The following is a 16,747-nucleotide window of genomic DNA, read 5'->3' on the forward strand; positions in this document are numbered from 1 at the left end:
AACTACGGGTGACCCGCCTCGCGCCGGTCAAACCCCGCTGTCGGGTTCCAGGAACTCCAGCCGGTTGCCGACGGGGTCGTGGGCGTAGAAGCGGCGGTGTCCCGGCAGCAGCGTGTCCCAGGTGACGGGCGTGCCGTGGGCCTCCAGGCGGGCGGCGAGCTCCTCGATGCCGGTGACCCGCAGTCCGGGGTGGGCCTTGTCCGAGGGGCGGAAACCGGGCTCGATCCCCAGGTGCAGGTGGACGGGCCCGGCGCGGAACCAGCAGCCGCCCCGGGCCGCGAGCGCCGGCGGCTTGGGCACCTCGGTCATGCCGAGGACGCCGGTGTAGAAGCGGCGCTGCCGGTCCTCGGAGCCGGGCGGGGCGGCGAGCTGCACGTGGTCGACGGCGGTCAGCATCTAGGCCTCCTTCGTGGCCACGGCGAACAGGCGGCGGAACGGCAGGACGGTGCCGTACCCGGCGCTCGGGTAGGCCTCGCGCAGCAGGTCGCGGTATGCGGCGACGAAGGCGTCGCGGGCCTCGGGGTCGTCGGCGAGGGCGTCCAGGGCGGGACGCAGGCCGGTGCCCCCGACCCAGTCGAGGACGGGGTCCTCGCCCTGGAGCACGTGCAGATAGGTGGTCGTCCAGACGTCGGTGGCGCAGCCGAGGCGGGCCAGCCGGTCCAGGTAGACGCCGGGGTCGTGGACGGAGTCCTCCTGGCGCAGGACGTCGCCGAGGCGGCCCTTCCAGCGTGCGGTGCCGGCGAGCTCGCGCATGAGGGCGTGCAGGGGCGCGTCGAGGTTGTGGGGGACCTGGAAGGCGAACGTGCCGCCGGGTGCGAGGGCGTCCAGCCAGCCGGCGAAGGCGTCGAGGTGGCCGGGGACCCAGTGCAGCGCGGCGTTCGACAGGAGGAGGTCGTAGGTCTCCGCCGGCGCCCAGGTGGTCAGGTCGGCGTGGGCGAAGTCGAGGCGTGCGCCGGCGTGCGCGGCCGCGTCGGCGAGCATCCGGGGCGAGCTGTCGTAGCCGGTGACGCGGGCGGTGGGCCAGCGGTCGGCGAGGAGGGCGGTGAGGTTGCCGGGGCCGCAGCCGAGGTCGGCGATGCGGGGCGGTTCGCCGGGGAGGGCGGGGACGCGGGCGAGGAGGTCGGCGAAGGGGCGGGCGCGGTGGCCCGCGTGCCGCAGGTACTGGGCGGGGTCCCAGGTGGGGCTGGTCGTCATGCCTCCCACCCTCCCCCCGCTTTTCTCTCGATGTCAAGAGACTTGATATCAAGAGACTTCATGTCGACACAACCACTACACTGATCGTCATGGAGGACGAGGTCGATCGGCTGGTCGCAGCGTGGCGCCGGGAGCGCCCGGACCTCGACGTGGAGCCGCTGGAAGTACTCAGCCGGGTGAGCAGACTGGCCCGGCACCTGGACCGCGCACGCCGGCTGGCCTTCTCCGAGCACCAGCTGGAGCCCTGGGAGTTCGACGTGCTGACCGCGCTCAGGCGCGCGGGGGCGCCCTACCAGCTCTCGCCGGGCCAGTTGCTGACGCAGACGCTGGTGACGTCGGGCACGATGACGAACCGTATCGACCGGCTCGCGAAGAAGGGCCTGGTGGAGCGCCTGCCGGACCCGAGCGACCGCCGGGGCGTGCTCGTGCGGCTCACGGACGACGGCAAGGACCGCGCCGACCAGGCACTCGCGGGACTGCTCGACCAGGAACGGGCCATCCTGGCCGAGCTCTCCCAGACCCAGCGCGGTGAACTGGCGGGACTGCTACGCCAGTTGACCGCCCCGTTCGACAACATCCCCGGCTAGGTCCACCGGTCCGACACCCGCGCGCCGGGCGAGGGCGACCGCGGCGAGGGTGGAGTGGACGCCCAGCTTGCCCAGGACGTTCTGCATATGGGTGCGGACGGTGTGCGGGGAGAGGAACAGCCGGTCGGCCACCGCCTTGCGGCCCAGCCCCGCGACCATGCAGCGCAGCACCTCCCGCTCCCTCGGCGTGAGGGACTCCACCAGCCGCTCGCTCTCGGTGCGGTGCTTGCGGGCCGCCGTCAACTCCCGCAGGACACCGGTGAGCAGGGCCGGAGGCAGATGGGTCTCCTCCCGCAGCACCCCGCGGATCACGGTCAGCAGGCGGGACAGCGAACAGTCCTTCGCCACCCAGCCGGACGCCCCGGCCTGGAGGGCGAGAGCCGCGCGACGCGGGTCGTCCTTCTCGGCGAGGACGACGACACGGACCTGCGGCTGCGCGCCGCGGACCCCGGCGACCAGGGAGATCCCGTCGACGAGGCCGTCCTCCCCGACCTCCTGCACGGGCACCGCGGGCCGTATGCCCGGCAGGGTGCCGCCGAGGTCGGCGTCGACGAGCAGCACGTCGTAGCGGCGGCCCTCGGCGGCCGCGCGCTCCAGGCTGCGCAACGCCGCCGGGCCGCTGCCGGCCGCGGACACGTCCACGTCGGGCTCGGCGGCCAGCGCCGCGGCGAGCGACTCGGCGAAGATGCGGTGGTCGTCGACGACCAGTACACGAATGCGAACCACGAAACCCCCTTCCCCGAGCTCCTTGAAAGAGCTGGGGATACCCCAAGGTCCGGAGACGGAGAACGACGACCGGCGCGGGCACGACGCCCGGAGAGGGTGCCGCTGCCGCAACGGCCGCCGCCGTGCAGAGACTGCTACCCCCACCGCGGGCGTCGTACCCGACTGTCTCGCCCCCTGATGAGCACCGGCCCCCACCGGCACTGTTCACAGGGTAGGGCTGTGGGCGTACAGCGGAAGGCAAATAGCAGAACTGGTCCGGGGCCGCGTTTATCGTGTGCCGCATGTTTCGTCTTGAGACAGAAATCGACAAGGCCCGTCGCGATCTTCTCCGTTCGCGGTTGCTCGCCACCAACACGGAGGCCTCCCCCACGCTGCGCGCGCTGCGCGGCACCCCCGCCGAACGCGAGTCGCCTCTGCACATCTGGGCCTCGGACCTCGAGGGCGAGCTGGCCGGCGGCCTGGTGGGCCACACCTGGACGACCTGGCTGCACGTCACCTACCTCTGGGTCGACGCCCGGCACCGCGGCGGGGGCCTCGGCGGCCGTCTCCTCGCCGAGGCGGAGCGCGTCGCGCGCGCGGAACGCGGCTGCGACCGCGTACGCCTGGAGACCTGGGACTTCCAGGCACCGGAGTTCTACCGGCGGCAGGGGTACGACATCGTGTGCACGATCGAGGACTACCCCCCGGGCCTGACGGAGTACACCCTGACCAAGCGACTGGGGCGGGCCGCCCCCGGCCCGACCGGGGCCGGGGGGCCGGGACGGTGAAGGGCGGTGGGGGCGCGGTCCGCGCCCCCACCGCCCCGAAGAGCTCCGCTCAGCCCAGTCGGCGCGCGCCCGCGGAGGGAACGGCCTCGAAGACCCGGGGGGCCTTGTACCCGGCCACCGCGAAGGCCTCCTGGACCGCCTTGGTGAGGCCCTCGACGTCGGCGGCCTCGGCCAGCACGATCGCCGATCCGCCGAAGCCCCCGCCCGTCATCCGCGCACCGAGCGCCCCGCCCGCGAGGGCGGTGTCGACGACGAGGTCCAGCTCGGGGCAGGAGACCCGGAAGTCGTCCCGCAGGGAGGCGTGACCCGCCGTCAGGACCGGGCCGACGGCGCGGGTGTCGCCGCCCGACTCCAGGAGGGCGACGACCTGCTCGACGCGCTGGTCCTCCGTCACCACGTGGCGCACCAGCCGGCGCACCTCCTCCTCGTCGCCGAGGCGGTCGAGCGCCGCGTCCAGGTCGGCGTACGCGATGTCGCGCAGCGCGTCGACGCCGAGCAGGGCGGCGCCCTTCTCGCAGCCGGCCCGCCGCTTGCCGTACTCGCCGCCGCTGTGGGCGTGCGTGACCTGGGTGTCGACGACCAGCAGGCGCAGTCCCTCGGCGGCCAGGTCGAGGGGGATCTGCTTCTGGGACAGGTCGCGTGTGTCGAGGAACAGCGCGTGGCCGGCCTCGCAGCAGGCGGACGCCGTCTGGTCCATGATGCCGGTGGGCGCGCCGACGTAGACGTTCTCGGCGCGCTGGCACAGCCGGGCCAGCTGCCAGCCCTGGAGCCCGAGCCCGAAGAGGTCGTTCAGCGCCAGGGCCACGACGACCTCGATGGCGGCGGACGACGACAGGCCCGCGCCCGACGGGACCGTCGAGGACAGGTGGACGTCGGCGCCGGTCACCGGGTGGCCGGCCTCGCGCAGCGCCCACACCACACCGGCCGGGTACGCCGTCCACTTGCTGTCGGAGCCGGGCGACAGGTCGTCGAGGCGCAGCTCGGCGACGCCGCTGTCGAGGTCGGCCGAGTGCAGTCGCAGCACGCCGTCCGTGCGCGGGGAGACCGCCGCGACGGCGATGTGCGGCAGCGCGAAGGGCATCACGAAGCCGTCGTTGTAGTCGGTGTGCTCACCGATGAGGTTGACGCGGCCGGGCGCCGCCCACACCCCGTCGGGCTCGGCCCCGTACAGCCGGACGAACCCCTCGCGGACTTCCTGTGCCCCCACTACGACTCCCTTGCGCTGCTTGCGATGTGCTGCGCGAACTCCCACGCGTCCGCGACGATACCCGCGAGGTCCGCGCGGGACGGGTTCCAGCCCAGCTGCTCGCGGGCGGTGGCCGCCGAGGCGACCAGGACGGCCGGGTCGCCGCCGCGGCGAGGGGCCACGACCTCGGGGATCGGGTGGCCGGTGACCTCGCGCACGGTCTCGATGACCTCGCGCACGGAGAAGCCGTTGCCGTTGCCGAGGTTGCACACGAGGTGCTCGCCGGGCTTCGCGGCGGCGACGGCGAGCAGGTGCGCCTCGGCGAGGTCGGCGACGTGGATGTAGTCGCGCACGCAGGTGCCGTCGGGCGTCGGGTAGTCGTCGCCGAAGACCGAGACGGACTCGCGGCGGCCCTGCGCGACCTGGAGGACGAGCGGGATGAGGTGCGACTCGGGGTCGTGACGCTCGCCCTGTGCGCCGTAGGCGCCCGCCACGTTGAAGTACCGCAGGGAGACGGCGCCCAGGCCGTGGGCCGCCGCCTCACCGCTGATCATGTGGTCGACGGCCAGCTTGGAGGCGCCGTAGGGGTTGGTCGGCCTCGTGGGCGCGGACTCGACGATCGGGACCTGCTCGGGCTCGCCGTAGGTCGCCGCCGTGGAGGAGAAGACCAACCGGCGCACGCCCGCCTCGCGCATCGCGGCGAGCAGGGCCATGGTGCCGCCGACGTTGTTGTCCCAGTACTTCTCGGGCTTGACGACGGACTCGCCGACCTGCGAGAACGCGGCGAAGTGCAGAACGGCGTCGAAGGAGCCGTCGAGCCACTTGGCCGCGTCGCGGATGTCGCCCTCGATGAACGAGGCGCCCGCCGGGACGCCCTCGCGGAACCCGGTGGACAGGTTGTCGAGGACGACGACCTCGTGGCCGGCCTCGATCAGGTGCTGGGCGACCACGCCGCCGACGTAGCCCGCGCCGCCCGTGACCAGATACTTGCCGCTCGTGCCGCTCATGAACTCGCTACCTCTCGCAGTCGCCGGGCCGCGGCCTCCGGCGGCACGTCGTTGATGAAGACGTTCATGCCGGATTCGGAGCCCGCGAGGAACTTCAGCTTGCCGGAAGTCCTGCGGATGGTGAAAAGCTCGAGATGGAGCGCGAAGTCGTCCCGGTTGACGCCCTCGAACTCCTCCAGCGCGCCGAACGGCGCCTGGTGCCAGGCGGCGATGTACGGCGTGGGCGGTTCACCTTCGCCGAAGATCCGGTCGAAGCGCCTCAAGAGTTCCAGATAGACCTGGGGGAACTCTGTGCGCGCGTCCTCGTCGAGGGCGAGCAGGTCCGGCACCCGGCGCTTGGGGTAGAGGTGCACCTCGTAGGGCCAGTGCGCGGCGTACGGCACGAACGCGACCCAGTGTTCACCCTCCAGGACGACCCGCTCGTCGGCGAGTTCACGCCGCAGGACGTCGTCGAAGAGGTTCTCCCCGCCGGTCGCCTCCTTGTGCGCCGCCACCGAACGCAGCATCAGGGCGGTGCGCGGAGTGGTGAACGGGTAGGCGTAGATCTGCCCGTGCGGGTGACCCAGTGTCACGCCGATCTCGGCGCCGCGGTTCTCGAAGCAGAACACCTGTTCCACGGAGGGCAGATGCGACAGCTCGGACGTCCGGTCCGTCCACGCGTCGAGGACCAGTCGCGCCTGCTCCTCGGTGAGGTCGGCGAAGGACGCGTTGTGGTCGGAGGTGAAGCAGACGACCTCACAGCGCCCGGAGTCCCCGGCCAGGGAGGGGAAACGATTCTCGAAGACGACGGCGTCGTACGACGAGTCCGGGATCTCGCTCAGCCGGTCGCCCTGGGAGGGACAGAGCGGGCACTCGTCGGCCGGCGGGTGGTAGATGCGCCCCTGGCGGTGCGAGGCGACGGCGATGGAATCGCCGAGCAGCGGGTCCCGCCGTACCTCCGAAGTGGTGACGGTGGGGTCCAGCGGACGCCTGTCCACCGCGTCGCGCACCGAGTCGTCCCGCTGGTCGTAGTAGATCAGCTCACGACCGTCGGCCAAGCGGGTCGAGGTCTTCTTCACCGCGACTCTCCTCCGTACCTCTGGACCCGCGGACCCAGATCCGTACACCTAGCGAAGCTTCCAACAGAACCAAACACATAAAACCATAAACCCCCACGCGAGTCACCACCACAACCAAACAAAGAACACCAAAAGAAGTGAGCAGGGCATGCGAACCCCCACACACTCGGCAGCACGGCTGGCGGCGGAGCTACGCCTCCCGACGAACTGGCTCGACTACACGATCCTCGGCATCTACTTCGTGGTGGTCCTGGGCATCGGCTTCGCCGCCCGGCGCTCGGTGAAGACCAGCCTCGACTTCTTCCTGTCCGGCCGCTCCCTGCCCGCCTGGATCACCGGCCTCGCGTTCATCTCGGCGAACCTGGCCGCCACCGAGATCCTGGGCATGGCCGCGAACAGCGCGCAGTACGGCGCGTACACCGTCCACTGGTACTGGATCGGCGCCATCCCGGCCATGGTGTTCCTGGGCCTGGTGATGATGCCGTTCTACTACGGCAGCAAGGTCCGCTCGGTGCCGGAGATGCTGCTGCTGCGCTTCGACAAGGCGGCCCACCTGCTCAGCTCGGCCCTGTTCGCCTTCGCCGCGATCCTCATCGCCGGGGTGAACCTCTACGCGCTGGCGATCGTCGTGGAGGCGCTGCTGGGCTGGCCGCAGTGGGTGGCGATCGTGGTGGCGGGCTTCTTCGTGCTGGCGTACATCACGCTCGGCGGCCTGTCCTCGGCGATCTACAACGAGGTCCTCCAGTTCTTCGTGATCCTGGCGGCCCTCATTCCGCTGTCCGTGCTCGGCCTGAAGAAGGTGGGCGGCTGGGGCGGCCTGACCGACAAGCTGACCGCGAGCCACGGGGACGACTTCGTCACCGCCTGGGGCGGCACCGGCATCGGCAGCGACAACCCGCTGGGCGCCAACTGGCTGACCATCGTGCTGGGCCTCGGCTTCGTGCTGTCCTTCGGCTACTGGACGACGAACTTCGCGGAGGTGCAGCGCGCCCTGTCGGCGAAGAACCTGTCGGCGGCCCAGCGCACCCCGCTCATCGCCGCCTACCCGAAGATCTTCATGGTCTTCCTGGTGATGATCCCGGGCCTGGTGGCGGCGGTGCTGGTACCGAAGATCGGCACCAGCGGCTCGGACCTCCAGTACAACGACGCGATCCCGTACCTCATGCAGGAACTGCTGCCGAACGGGGTACTGGGCATCGCGGTGACGGGTCTGCTGGCGGCGTTCATGGCGGGCATGGCGGCGAACATCTCGTCGTTCAACACGGTGTTCACGACGGACATCTGGGCGAAGTACGTGGTGCTGGGGCGCGACGACGCCTACTACGTCCGCTTCGGCCGGCTGATCACGGCGATCGGCGTGGCGGCTTCGGTGGGCACGGCGTTCCTCGCGTCGTCGTTCTCGAACATCATGAGCTACCTCCAGACGCTGTTCAGCTTCTTCAACGTGCCGATGTTCGTGGTGTTCATCGTCGGCATGTTCTGGAAGCGGGCGTCGAAGAAATCGGGCTTCTGGGGGCTCCTCGCGGGCACCACGGCGGCGATGGTGAACTACTTCGTCCTCTACAAGCAGGACATCATCGGCATCCCCACCGACCAGGGCGCCAACTTCGTCTCCGCGATCGCGGGCTTCGTGGCCGGCGCGGTCGTGATGGTGGTCGTGTCGCTGTTCACGGCCCCCAAGCCCGCCGAGGAGCTCCAGGGCCTGGTCTACGGCACCGTCTCCCCCGGCATGGCCGAACCGCCGGCGGCGGGCGACGACGCCTGGTACCGGCGTCCGGCCCTGCTGGGCTGGGGTGCGGTGATCCTGGCCGCCGCCTGCTACATCCCGTTCTCGTTCTGAGCCCGGCCGCGACCGACGCGGGAGACTGGAGAGACCATGTCCGAGCAATTCGAACCGTCCGAGCGCGACCCGGCCGCCGAGCGGCTGCGGCGAGCGGGCTACTCCGAGGCCGACCTCCAGCGGGAGGTCACCGCGCTCGAGGAGAAGTCCGCCACCGCGGCCCGCATCTTCGACCTGCGCCGCATCATCGGCGGCCTGTTCGTCGTCTACGGCGTGATCGTCACGATCGCCGGGCTCACGGACAGCGACGCGGAGATCGACAAGGCCCAGGGGATCAACATCAACCTGTGGACCGGCCTGGGCATGCTGGCCCTCGGCCTGTTCTTCCTGGCCTGGCTGAAGCTGCGGCCGGCGGCGCCCGTGACGCCGACGCTGCCGCCGGAGGCGGTGGAGGGGCAGCCGGGGGACGCCCCGCGGGGCGGCTGACGGCGGGCCCGGGGCCGTCGGCGGACGGACACGGGTCCGGGCCCGGGGCGCGCGCCCCGGGCCCGGACCCGTTCGACGAGGCGGAGCCGGCTCACGGGGTCACCGTTGTTCAGGACCCCGCAGCCGTCCCGTCCCGCTTAGCCGTGGTCGGCGACGTTCGCGTTGACGGCGTCGTCCCCGTTGTTGCAGATCTGCTGGGTCGCGTCCTGGTTGGACGAGAGGCCGAGCAGCGGGAGGTTCAGGTTCGGGATGTTGATGAGCCCGAACGAGATGTTCTCCACGTGGTTGGCGCACTCCCGGGAGTCCCCGTCCGCGCCGGCGACCGTGGCGGAGGCGAAGCCGGCCCCTGCCAGGCCGAGGCTTCCGATCATGGCGGCCACGAGAGCGGCGTTGCGAAGCTTGCGCATTACTTTCCCTTTTCCGTCTGAGCGGTCATGTTTCGTCACAGAACGAAACGTTACGATTACAGACGGTATGTCGCGATCATCCATCCCGCACCTCACGCCACCGGGGGCTCACCCCGCGCCACTCCGGTGGCCCGTCCCCGTGCCCGCTCCCGGGCCGCCGGCAGCCCCGCGTCCGGCGATGTCCTCGCTGCGGGCCGCCGCCACCAGCGCGACCACCGACGTCACCGACCAGACGACGACGTGGATCGAGGGCGGATAGCTCGCGAGGGTGTAGCCGTCCCCGGTCAGGGACAGGACGCCGAGGCCCGCGACCGGCGCCCCCGCGACGAGCGCGGCGAGCAGTGCGCGCAAGGAAGGGCGGACCAGCAGCCACCGCGGGGCGAGCGCCAGGGCGAGGCCGGTGGCCGTGCCCACGGTGACGCCCGCCGCCATGCCGCCCAGGACGGCGCAGCCGCCGGCGAGCGCCAGCGCGTACGCCGTGCCCCGCAGACCGCCCACCAGGAAGACGAACGCGGCCACCAGGCACAGGACACCGGCGATGCCCGCGGGCCACGCTCCGACGAGGAGGCCGAAGCGGGCGCCTCGCCCGACGACCGCACGGGTCCGCACGTCCCTCACTCCGTTTCCGCCGCCGGCTCGCGGGAGGTGTGCGGCAGCGGGCCCGCCCGGTCCAGCAGGCCCGTGCGCGCGGCCAGCGCCGCCGCCTCCAGACGGGAGCCGACGCCGAGCTTCATCAGGACCCGCTGCACATGGGTGCGGGCCGTGGACGGGGCGATGCCCATACCGGCGGCGATCAGCCGGGTGTCCTCGCCGTCGGCCACCCGGACCAGCACCTCCACCTCGCGGGGCGTGAGCATCTGGAGCAGCCGCTGGCCCTCGTCGTCGGGCTGCGCCGCCGGGTTGAGCAGCTCACTGAACGCCCCCTGGAGCAGTTGCGGCGCCACCGCCGCCTCACCCGCGCGGGCCTTCATGATGGCCCGCTCCACGCCCTCTATGCGTTCGTCGTGCCGTACGTAGCCGGAGGCGCCGGCCGCGAAGGCCGCCGCGATACCTCGGGGATTCGGCACGGGCCCCAGGACCAGCACCGCCACCTGCGGCCGCTCCCGCTTGATGCGGACCACCGGGTCGAAGATGCCCGGCTCGGCCGGTACCGCCGTGCCCAGCAGGCACACCTCCGGGGCGCGGGTGATCACCAGCTCCGCGGCGCCCGCGGCCGGCGCCGCCGCGGCGAGCACCCGGTGCCCGCGCAGTTTGAGTGCCGAGGCCAGTGCCTCCGCGAGCAGTCGGTGGTCGTCGACCACCATCAGCCGCACTCCCATCGAGCAACCCCCCAGTCCCCCCACGGATGCCCGTACGGGCCCATGCGGACCCTCACGGACCGACAAAGGGGTGCCCCCCGGCACCCCGTTCTTCATGCCCCCGGAAGCTACACGCTTGTTCGACGTTGCGCTCCCCCTACCGGTGAGAAGTGCCCCGGATCGCCGAAATTCCTCACATTCGAGGGTCATGCGCGGTAAGTGCACGGCCCCGCCCCTGAGCAGGGGCGGGGCCGTCACGGCGAGCGGGGCGAGCGGCGGCGGTCAGCCGTCCGTGCCGTACACGACCGCCAGGTACTGCGGGTCGCCGCCCGAGGTCCCGCCGTCGTCGGCGAACACCTCCGACATGAACAGGCGCCCCTTGGCGTAGAGGACCTCGGCGTACTCCGGGGACAGGCTGGTCTCCAGGTCCCGCACCGACTCCGTCGACGGGTTCTGGAGCAGCGTGGTCTGCTTGAAGGAGCTTCCGGAGATGCTGACGACCTGGCCGCCCTTGTCGTACGGCGGCCGCTTGTAGGCGATCAGGTTGCTGCCGTCCATGCGCAGCGGGTAGATCGTGTAGCCGTCCCCGGCGTCCGCGCGCTGGCCGGTCTGCTTGCCGGTGGCCAGGTCGAAGGCGATGACCTCGTTGGTCCGGCTGTAGTCGCCGGTGCCGTCGTGCTCCTCGGTCGGGACGTAGATCCGGTCGTTGCCGACGGCCAGACCGGTGCAGGCCTCGATCCGGGTGATGCCCTCGCAGTCGGCCGCGTACTGGTCGCCCGGCACCGAGATGCGGGTGCGCAGCTTGCCGGTCTTGTTGTCGATGGAGAAGAAGTCCGAGATGCCGCTGCCGTCGCCGGCGCTGTCGCCGACGTCGGCGGCCACCACGAGGGGGTCGGTCGACACGACCGAGGCGTACTCGATGCCGGTGGCCAGCTTGTACTCGGAGAGCACCTTGCCCGAGGCCGGGTCGATGGTCTGGATGTGCAGCTCGGGGTTGTCGTAGGCGCCGCACTTGCGCACCGCGACCAGCTTGGGGCCGCCGCCGTAGCCGGCGTCGTAGCAGGTGTCGGCCGGCTTGGGCGACCACAGCACCTTGCCGGAGCCGATGTCGAAGGCGGCGCCGCCGCTGGTGCTGCCGAGGGCGACCGTGTTCCCGCTGACCGTCACGTTGTCGAAACGGACCGGGTAGTCACCCGAGTTGACGGTCTTCCTCCACAGCTGCTTGCCCGCCACGAGGTCGATCGCCGCGATCTGGTCGCAGGCGGCCGTGTCGGCGGTGCTCGCCTGGAAGGTGACCGCCGTGCGGAAGTCGTCGGTGGCGAACCGGCTGGCCTCGCACACCGGGCCGGGCAGCGCGACCGACCAGAGCTCGGTGCCCTTGTCCAGGTCGTACCCGGTGATCTTGTTGACGCCCGTCTTCACGTACGCCTTGTCGGTCACCCAGGAGCCCTTGACGCCGACGTTGTCGTCCTTCTTCAGCACGGGCGCCGGAATCTTGAAGAGCACCTTGGAGGCGGGGTCGGACGGCACCTTCTCGCTGCCGCCGGACGAGGTGCCGCCGGTGCCTGGGTCGCCGCCCTTGTCCCCTCCGCCGCCGGTCGGGCCCGCGGTGTCCGCCTCTTCCTTCTTGCCGCCGTCGGAGGACTTGGAGTACCAGACGCCGCCACCGACGATCAGCGCGATCGCGACGACCGCGCCGACGATGATCGCCAGCTGCGCGTTGAACTTGCCGCCCCCGCCCGGTCCCTGGCCGGGGCCGCCGGGCTGCGGGTACATGGGCACGGTGGGCTGGCCCGGGTAGCCGTAGCCCGGCTGCGCGGTCGGGTGCCCGGGCTGCCCGGGGTAGCCGTACGCGGGCTGCTGACCGTAGGCGGGCGTGGGCGGCTGGCCGTAGGGACCGGGCTGGGGCTGTCCGTACGCGGAGGGGGCGGGCGCGCCCGGCTGGGCCGGGTAGCCGTACCCCGCGCCGGCGGCCGGCTGTCCCGGGGCCTGCGGATAGCCGTACCCCGGCGGCGGCTGCTGCGGCGGCCCGGACGGGGCCGGGGGCGGCGGCGCGGGCGAGGCCTGCGGCGGCTGCGGGGCCGGTGCCTGCGGCGCGGGAGCCTGCGGTGCGGGAGCCTGCGAAGGCTGCGCGGCCGGGGCCTGCGGCGGCTGGGCCGGGGTCTGCGGGGACTTCGTCAGGTCGGGCGCGGGCGGCTGCGGCGCGGGAGCCTGCGGAGCCGCGTCCTGGGGCGCGGCGTCCTGCGGCGGCGTGTCCTGCGGCTGCTGCGGGGGCTGGTTCGGCGGCGGGGGCGGCGGCTGGGTCATGGTGTGGATACCTCGGAAGAACGCTCGGTGAGCTCGGGCGGACGGGACGTCGACGGGGCAGGGAAGGCGGCCGGGAGCCTCACTTGCCGTAGGCGAGCATCAGCTTCTCCTTCGATTCGTCGTTGCCCGTCAGCCGGGTGGAGGAGAGGTAGAAGCGCCCGTCGGCCCAGGCGAGGTCACGCGAGTAGAAGCTGTCCTCGATCTCGGCCGTGCTCTCGGGAAGCTGCATCAGCGTCGTCGGCGTGTGGGCGGTCCCGGCCGTGGGGATGCCCACCACCCGGCCCGCCGCGTCGTACGACGGCTCGACGTACGCGACGAGGTTGCCGCCCTCGACCTTCACCGGGAGCATCGCCTCGTCCGTCGGGGACTTGACGCGCCACTTCTCCTTGCCGGTGGACAGGTCGATCGCCACGATCTCGTTGGGGCCGCTCTTCGCCTCGGTGGGCAGGTAGAGCGTGTTCGCGTCGGCGGCCGTGCCCGAGCAGCCCGTGAGGTTGCGCTGGAGGAACCCGGAGTCGCAGGACGGCGCGAAGTCCTCGTCGAAGCCGACCTGCGAGCGGTACGTGCCGTCCGCCTTGAACGTCGAGATGTTCCAGCTGTTCTTGTCCTTGTTGGTGCTGTAGACCACCAGCGGGTCGACGGAGTACGTCTTCGAGACCGACCAGCCCTTGTCGAACTTCCGCGTCCACCGGACCTTGCCGGTGGCCGGGTCCAGCTCCTGGATCTCGTCGTGCTCGCCGGCCTTGGTCGCGTCGCAGGACGCCACGGAGATCAGCCGGGTGCCGCCCGCGAACGCCGTCGGGAAACACGCGTCGCCGTACTTCTGCTTGTCGTACAGCTTCTTGCCGGTGCGCACGTCGTACGCCGTGCCGGACTGCGAGCGGCCCACCATCAGGGTGTTGCCCGCGAGGGACAGTTCGACGCTGATCGCGCTGTCGAACAGCGCGCCGTCCGCGACGACGCCCTTCCAGCCCTTGGCGCCGGTTGCGAGGTCGATCTGCTGGAGCTGGTTGCACTTGGCGCGGTCGCTGGTACCGCTCATGTACGCCACGACGATCTTGTCGTCGGCCGTCTTCTGCGGGGTGACCGCGCAGATCTTCTGCGGGAACGCGACGGTGCTCCAGGCGGGCTTGCCGTCGCCGACGCCGTAGGCGACGACCTCCTTGTACGCCGCCTTCACGGCCGCCTTGGAGGTGATCCACATCCCGGGGGCGTCGGCGCCGGAGGCGGGCGCGTCGGGCGCCTCCTTGTACCAGAGCACCTTCGCCTCGCCGGCCTTGCGGTCCGCGTTGAAGTCCTGGTTCTCCTCGCCGCCGTCGCCGCTGCCGTCACCGGGGTTGGCCGGTGCGCCGCTCGTGGCGGCGGAGGCCGAGGCGTCGTCGCCCGGTGCGGCCACGGGCTTGTCGTCGCCCTTGTCGTCGCCGCTCGTGACCGCGTACACCGTTCCGCCGATCAGCAGCAGCGCCGCCACCGCGGCGCCGATCACCAGCGCGGGACGCCCCTTGAAGGGGTTGCGTCCGCCGGGCGGCGTAGGGGCGCCGGGGAACGGGGGCTGCTGCGGATAGCCGTAGCCGGGCTGCGGGCCGTAGGGGCCGCTCGGCTGACCGTACGGTCCCGGCTGGGCGTACGGTCCCGGCGCGCCGCCGTACGGACCGGGCTGGGCGTAGGGACCCGGCTGCTGGGGCGGACCGTACGGTCCGGACGGCGCGGGCGGCTGCGGGGGCTGCTGCTGGGGGTAGCCGTACCCCGGCTGCGGCGGCTGGGCGGGCGGGCCCTGGGGCGGCTGCGGCGGCATCTGGGGTGCGCCGAAGCCTGCGTGCGGCGGCTGCGGTACCTGCGGCTGGGCCGGCTGGTCCTGCGGCGCTCCCGAACCGTCCTGCTGCGGCGGCTGATTGGGCGGCTGAGCCATCAGCGTGTTCCCCCTATGTCACTGTTTTTCGGCCACACCCCCGGGTCGGTGACCCTCCCGGAGCCGTCTTCAAAGCGTTCTCTGACGGCTCTTTCTATCACCCGTGACCGACGGCCCCCGGGGCCGATCCGCCCCTGTTCCCAAGGGCGGACCGGCCTGTGATGCCGTCGTTATGCGCCTTCACGCACCCTTCACGCGTCCTCGGCGAGTTCCAGCCACCGCAGCTCCAGCTCCTCGCGCTCGCCGGCCAGGGACCGCAGTTCGGCGTCGAGTCCGGCGACCTTCTCGAAGTCGGTGGCGTTGTCGGCGATCTGCGTGTGCAGCTTCGCCTCCTTGTCGGAGATCTTGTCCAACTGCCGCTCGATCTTCTGGAGTTCCTTCTTCGCCGCGCGCTGGTCGGCGGCGCTCTTCTCGGGGGCCGGCTTGGCGGCGGCGGCCGGGGCCGACGCGGCCGCGGTCTCCTCCATGCGCTGCCGGCGCTCGATGTACTCGTCGATACCGCGCGGGAGCATCCGCAGGGCGGCGTCGCCGAGGAGGGCGAAGACCCGGTCCGTCGTGCGCTCCACGAAGAAGCGGTCGTGGGAGATGACGATCATCGATCCGGGCCAGCCGTCGAGGAGGTCCTCGAGCTGGGTGAGGGTCTCGATGTCGAGGTCGTTGGTGGGCTCGTCGAGGAAGAGGACGTTGGGCTCGTCCATGAGCAGACGCAGGATCTGGAGGCGGCGGCGCTCACCGCCCGACAGGTCGCCGACCGGCGTCCACTGCTTGTCCTTGTTGAACCCGAACGTCTCGCAGAGCTGTCCGGCGGTCATCTCACGGCCCTTGCCGAGGTCGACGCGCTCACGCACCTGCTGCACGGCCTCCAGCACCCGCAGTCCGGGGTCGAGTTCGCCGACCTCCTGCGAGAGGTAGGCGAGCTTCACCGTCCTGCCGACGACGACCCGGCCGCCCGCCGGCTGCGCCTCGCCCTCGGTACGGGCGGCGTCGGCCAGCGCCCGCAGCAGGGACGTCTTGCCGGCGCCGTTGACGCCGACCAGGCCGATGCGGTCGCCGGGGCCGAGGTGCCAGGTGATGTGCTTCAGCAGCACCTTGGGACCGGCCTGGACGGTGACGTCCTCCAGGTCGAAGACCGTCCTGCCGAGCCGTGAGGAGGCGAACTTCATCAGCTCGCTGCTGTCGCGCGGCGGCGGCACGTCCTTGATGAGCTCGTTGGCGGCCTCGACCCGGAACCGCGGCTTGGACGTCCGCGCGGGCGCGCCCCGCCGCAGCCAGGCCAGCTCCTTGCGGACCAGGTTCTGCCGCTTGGTCTCCTCCGTCGCGGCGATGCGCTCGCGCTCGGCGCGCGCGAAGACGTAGTCGGAGTAGCCGCCCTCGTACTCGTGGACGGCGCCGCGCTGCACGTCCCACATGCGCGTGCAGACCTGGTCCAGGAACCAGCGGTCGTGGGTGACGCAGACGAGCGCGGAGCGGCGCTCGCGCAGGTGCCGGGCGAGCCAGGAGATGCCCTCGACGTCGAGGTGGTTGGTCGGCTCGTCCAGGACGATGAGGTCCTGTTCCTCGATCAGCAGCTTGGCGAGCGCGATCCGTCGGCGCTCACCGCCGGACAGCGGGCCGATGACGGTGTCCAGGCCCTGCGGGAACCCCGGCAGGTCGAGCCCGCCGAACAGCCCGGTGAGCACGTCGCGGACCTTGGCGTTGCCGGCCCACTCGTGGTCGGCCATGTCCCGGATGACCTCGTGGCGGACGGTCGCGGTCGAGTCGAGCGAGTCGTGCTGGGTGAGCACGCCCATGCGCACCCCGCCGGAGTGCGTGACCCGGCCGGAGTCCGCCTCCTCCAGCTTGGCGAGCATGCGGATCAGCGTGGTCTTCCCGTCGCCGTTGCGGCCGACGACGCCGATCCGGTCCCCTTCGGACACGCCGAGCGAGATGCCGTCGAGGAGCGTACGGGTCCCGTACACCTTGCTGACGTTCTCGACATTGACCAGATTGACGGCCATTTCTCTCCTGCGCATCGGGGTCGGTCAGCCTTCAAGCC

At 71.7% G+C, this 16,747-nt stretch carries 16 protein-coding genes; 4 read left to right on the forward strand and 12 right to left on the reverse strand.

Going from position 1 to position 16,747, the window contains the following annotated elements:
• Positions 1-27: 27 nt before the first annotated feature.
• Together Saso_RS15680 and Saso_RS15685 are read right to left on the reverse strand one after the other, a co-directional pair.
• Complete coding sequence (locus Saso_RS15680; protein WP_189920764.1) at positions 28-396, reverse strand: VOC family protein; 369 nt, start codon at positions 394-396, stop codon at positions 28-30.
• A complete protein-coding gene (locus tag Saso_RS15685) occupies positions 397-1,194 on the reverse strand; it encodes a trans-aconitate 2-methyltransferase (protein WP_189920766.1) in 798 nt (265 codons plus the stop codon).
• 89 nt (positions 1,195-1,283) lie between these two features.
• Here Saso_RS15685 and Saso_RS15690 point away from each other — a divergent pair, with 89 nt between their 5' ends.
• A complete protein-coding gene (locus Saso_RS15690) occupies positions 1,284-1,781 on the forward strand; it encodes a MarR family winged helix-turn-helix transcriptional regulator (RefSeq protein ID WP_189920768.1) in 498 nt (165 codons plus the stop codon).
• On the opposite strand, the gene Saso_RS15695 is transcribed toward Saso_RS15690, so the two are convergent.
• Positions 1,740-2,507, reverse strand: coding sequence for a LuxR C-terminal-related transcriptional regulator (locus tag Saso_RS15695; RefSeq protein ID WP_189920769.1), 768 nt, complete (start codon positions 2,505-2,507; stop codon positions 1,740-1,742). The genes Saso_RS15690 and Saso_RS15695 overlap by 42 nt on opposite strands.
• Before the next feature lie 281 nt (positions 2,508-2,788).
• Between Saso_RS15695 and Saso_RS15700 the strand changes: the two genes are divergently transcribed.
• Positions 2,789-3,274: a GNAT family N-acetyltransferase gene (locus Saso_RS15700; protein WP_189920771.1), complete on the forward strand. Its 486-nt coding sequence runs from the start codon at positions 2,789-2,791 to the stop codon at positions 3,272-3,274.
• A 49-nt stretch (positions 3,275-3,323) separates the two neighbouring features.
• Here the strand turns inward: Saso_RS15700 and galK are convergent, their stop codons facing one another.
• The 3 genes from galK to galT are packed head-to-tail and all read right to left on the reverse strand — an operon-like array spanning position 3,324 to position 6,525.
• Positions 3,324-4,481: a galactokinase gene (gene galK, locus Saso_RS15705; RefSeq protein ID WP_189920773.1), complete on the reverse strand. Its 1,158-nt coding sequence runs from the start codon at positions 4,479-4,481 to the stop codon at positions 3,324-3,326.
• Positions 4,481-5,467, reverse strand: a complete 987-nt coding sequence (gene galE, locus Saso_RS15710) for a UDP-glucose 4-epimerase GalE (RefSeq protein WP_189920775.1) — start codon at positions 5,465-5,467, stop codon at positions 4,481-4,483. Before galE ends, galK begins: the two co-directional genes overlap by 1 nt.
• Complete coding sequence (gene galT / locus Saso_RS15715) at positions 5,464-6,525, reverse strand: galactose-1-phosphate uridylyltransferase (protein ID WP_189920777.1); 1,062 nt, start codon at positions 6,523-6,525, stop codon at positions 5,464-5,466. Before galT ends, galE begins: the two co-directional genes overlap by 4 nt.
• Before the next feature lie 148 nt (positions 6,526-6,673).
• Between galT and Saso_RS15720 the strand changes: the two genes are divergently transcribed.
• Positions 6,674-8,365: a sodium:solute symporter family protein gene (locus tag Saso_RS15720; RefSeq protein ID WP_189920779.1), complete on the forward strand. Its 1,692-nt coding sequence runs from the start codon at positions 6,674-6,676 to the stop codon at positions 8,363-8,365.
• Positions 8,366-8,401: 36 nt separating this feature from the next.
• The gene (locus tag Saso_RS15725) at positions 8,402-8,791 is read left to right on the forward strand and encodes a hypothetical protein (RefSeq protein WP_189920781.1); all 390 of its coding nucleotides are present in this window, start codon (positions 8,402-8,404) and stop codon (positions 8,789-8,791) included.
• Between the two features lie 137 nt (positions 8,792-8,928).
• Here the strand turns inward: Saso_RS15725 and Saso_RS15730 are convergent, their stop codons facing one another.
• From Saso_RS15730 to Saso_RS15755, 6 genes are all read right to left on the reverse strand, one after another.
• On the reverse strand, positions 8,929-9,198 hold the full coding sequence (locus Saso_RS15730; protein ID WP_189920783.1) for a hypothetical protein: 270 nt from the start codon (positions 9,196-9,198) through the stop codon (positions 8,929-8,931).
• Positions 9,199-9,306: 108 nt separating this feature from the next.
• Positions 9,307-9,807 carry a hypothetical protein gene (locus Saso_RS15735; protein WP_189920785.1) on the reverse strand — a complete coding sequence of 167 codons (501 nt, stop codon included), beginning with the start codon at positions 9,805-9,807 and terminating at the stop codon, positions 9,307-9,309.
• A gap of 5 nt (positions 9,808-9,812) precedes the next feature.
• Positions 9,813-10,517, reverse strand: a complete 705-nt coding sequence (locus tag Saso_RS15740; protein WP_189920787.1) for a helix-turn-helix transcriptional regulator — start codon at positions 10,515-10,517, stop codon at positions 9,813-9,815.
• Positions 10,518-10,778: 261 nt separating this feature from the next.
• Complete coding sequence (locus Saso_RS15745; protein WP_189920789.1) at positions 10,779-12,803, reverse strand: outer membrane protein assembly factor BamB family protein; 2,025 nt, start codon at positions 12,801-12,803, stop codon at positions 10,779-10,781.
• Between the two features lie 79 nt (positions 12,804-12,882).
• Complete coding sequence (locus Saso_RS15750) at positions 12,883-14,712, reverse strand: outer membrane protein assembly factor BamB family protein (protein WP_189920791.1); 1,830 nt, start codon at positions 14,710-14,712, stop codon at positions 12,883-12,885.
• Between the two features lie 191 nt (positions 14,713-14,903).
• Complete coding sequence (locus Saso_RS15755; RefSeq protein ID WP_189920793.1) at positions 14,904-16,709, reverse strand: ABC-F family ATP-binding cassette domain-containing protein; 1,806 nt, start codon at positions 16,707-16,709, stop codon at positions 14,904-14,906.
• Between the last annotated feature and the right edge of the window lie 38 nt (positions 16,710-16,747).

It is taken from the genome of Streptomyces asoensis, assembly GCF_016860545.1.
Lineage (GTDB): Bacteria > Actinomycetota > Actinomycetes > Streptomycetales > Streptomycetaceae > Streptomyces > Streptomyces asoensis.

Excerpts from the sequence above, each read along its gene's own strand:
- Saso_RS15725 (WP_189920781.1), top strand. The coding sequence starts at position 8,402 with ATGTCCGAGCAATTCGAACCGTCCGAGCGCGACCCGGCCGCCGAGCGG.
- Saso_RS15700 (WP_189920771.1), top strand. The coding sequence starts at position 2,789 with ATGTTTCGTCTTGAGACAGAAATCGACAAGGCCCGTCGCGATCTTCTC.
- Saso_RS15690 (WP_189920768.1), top strand. The coding sequence starts at position 1,284 with ATGGAGGACGAGGTCGATCGGCTGGTCGCAGCGTGGCGCCGGGAGCGC.
- Saso_RS15730 (WP_189920783.1), bottom strand. The coding sequence starts at position 9,198 with ATGCGCAAGCTTCGCAACGCCGCTCTCGTGGCCGCCATGATCGGAAGC.
- Saso_RS15750 (WP_189920791.1), bottom strand. The coding sequence starts at position 14,712 with ATGGCTCAGCCGCCCAATCAGCCGCCGCAGCAGGACGGTTCGGGAGCG.
- Saso_RS15720 (WP_189920779.1), top strand. The coding sequence starts at position 6,674 with ATGCGAACCCCCACACACTCGGCAGCACGGCTGGCGGCGGAGCTACGC.
- Saso_RS15745 (WP_189920789.1), bottom strand. The coding sequence starts at position 12,803 with ATGACCCAGCCGCCGCCCCCGCCGCCGAACCAGCCCCCGCAGCAGCCG.
- Saso_RS15755 (WP_189920793.1), bottom strand. The coding sequence starts at position 16,709 with ATGGCCGTCAATCTGGTCAATGTCGAGAACGTCAGCAAGGTGTACGGG.
- galE (WP_189920775.1), bottom strand. The coding sequence starts at position 5,467 with ATGAGCGGCACGAGCGGCAAGTATCTGGTCACGGGCGGCGCGGGCTAC.
- Saso_RS15685 (WP_189920766.1), bottom strand. The coding sequence starts at position 1,194 with ATGACGACCAGCCCCACCTGGGACCCCGCCCAGTACCTGCGGCACGCG.
- Saso_RS15740 (WP_189920787.1), bottom strand. The coding sequence starts at position 10,517 with ATGGGAGTGCGGCTGATGGTGGTCGACGACCACCGACTGCTCGCGGAG.
- Saso_RS15680 (WP_189920764.1), bottom strand. The coding sequence starts at position 396 with ATGCTGACCGCCGTCGACCACGTGCAGCTCGCCGCCCCGCCCGGCTCC.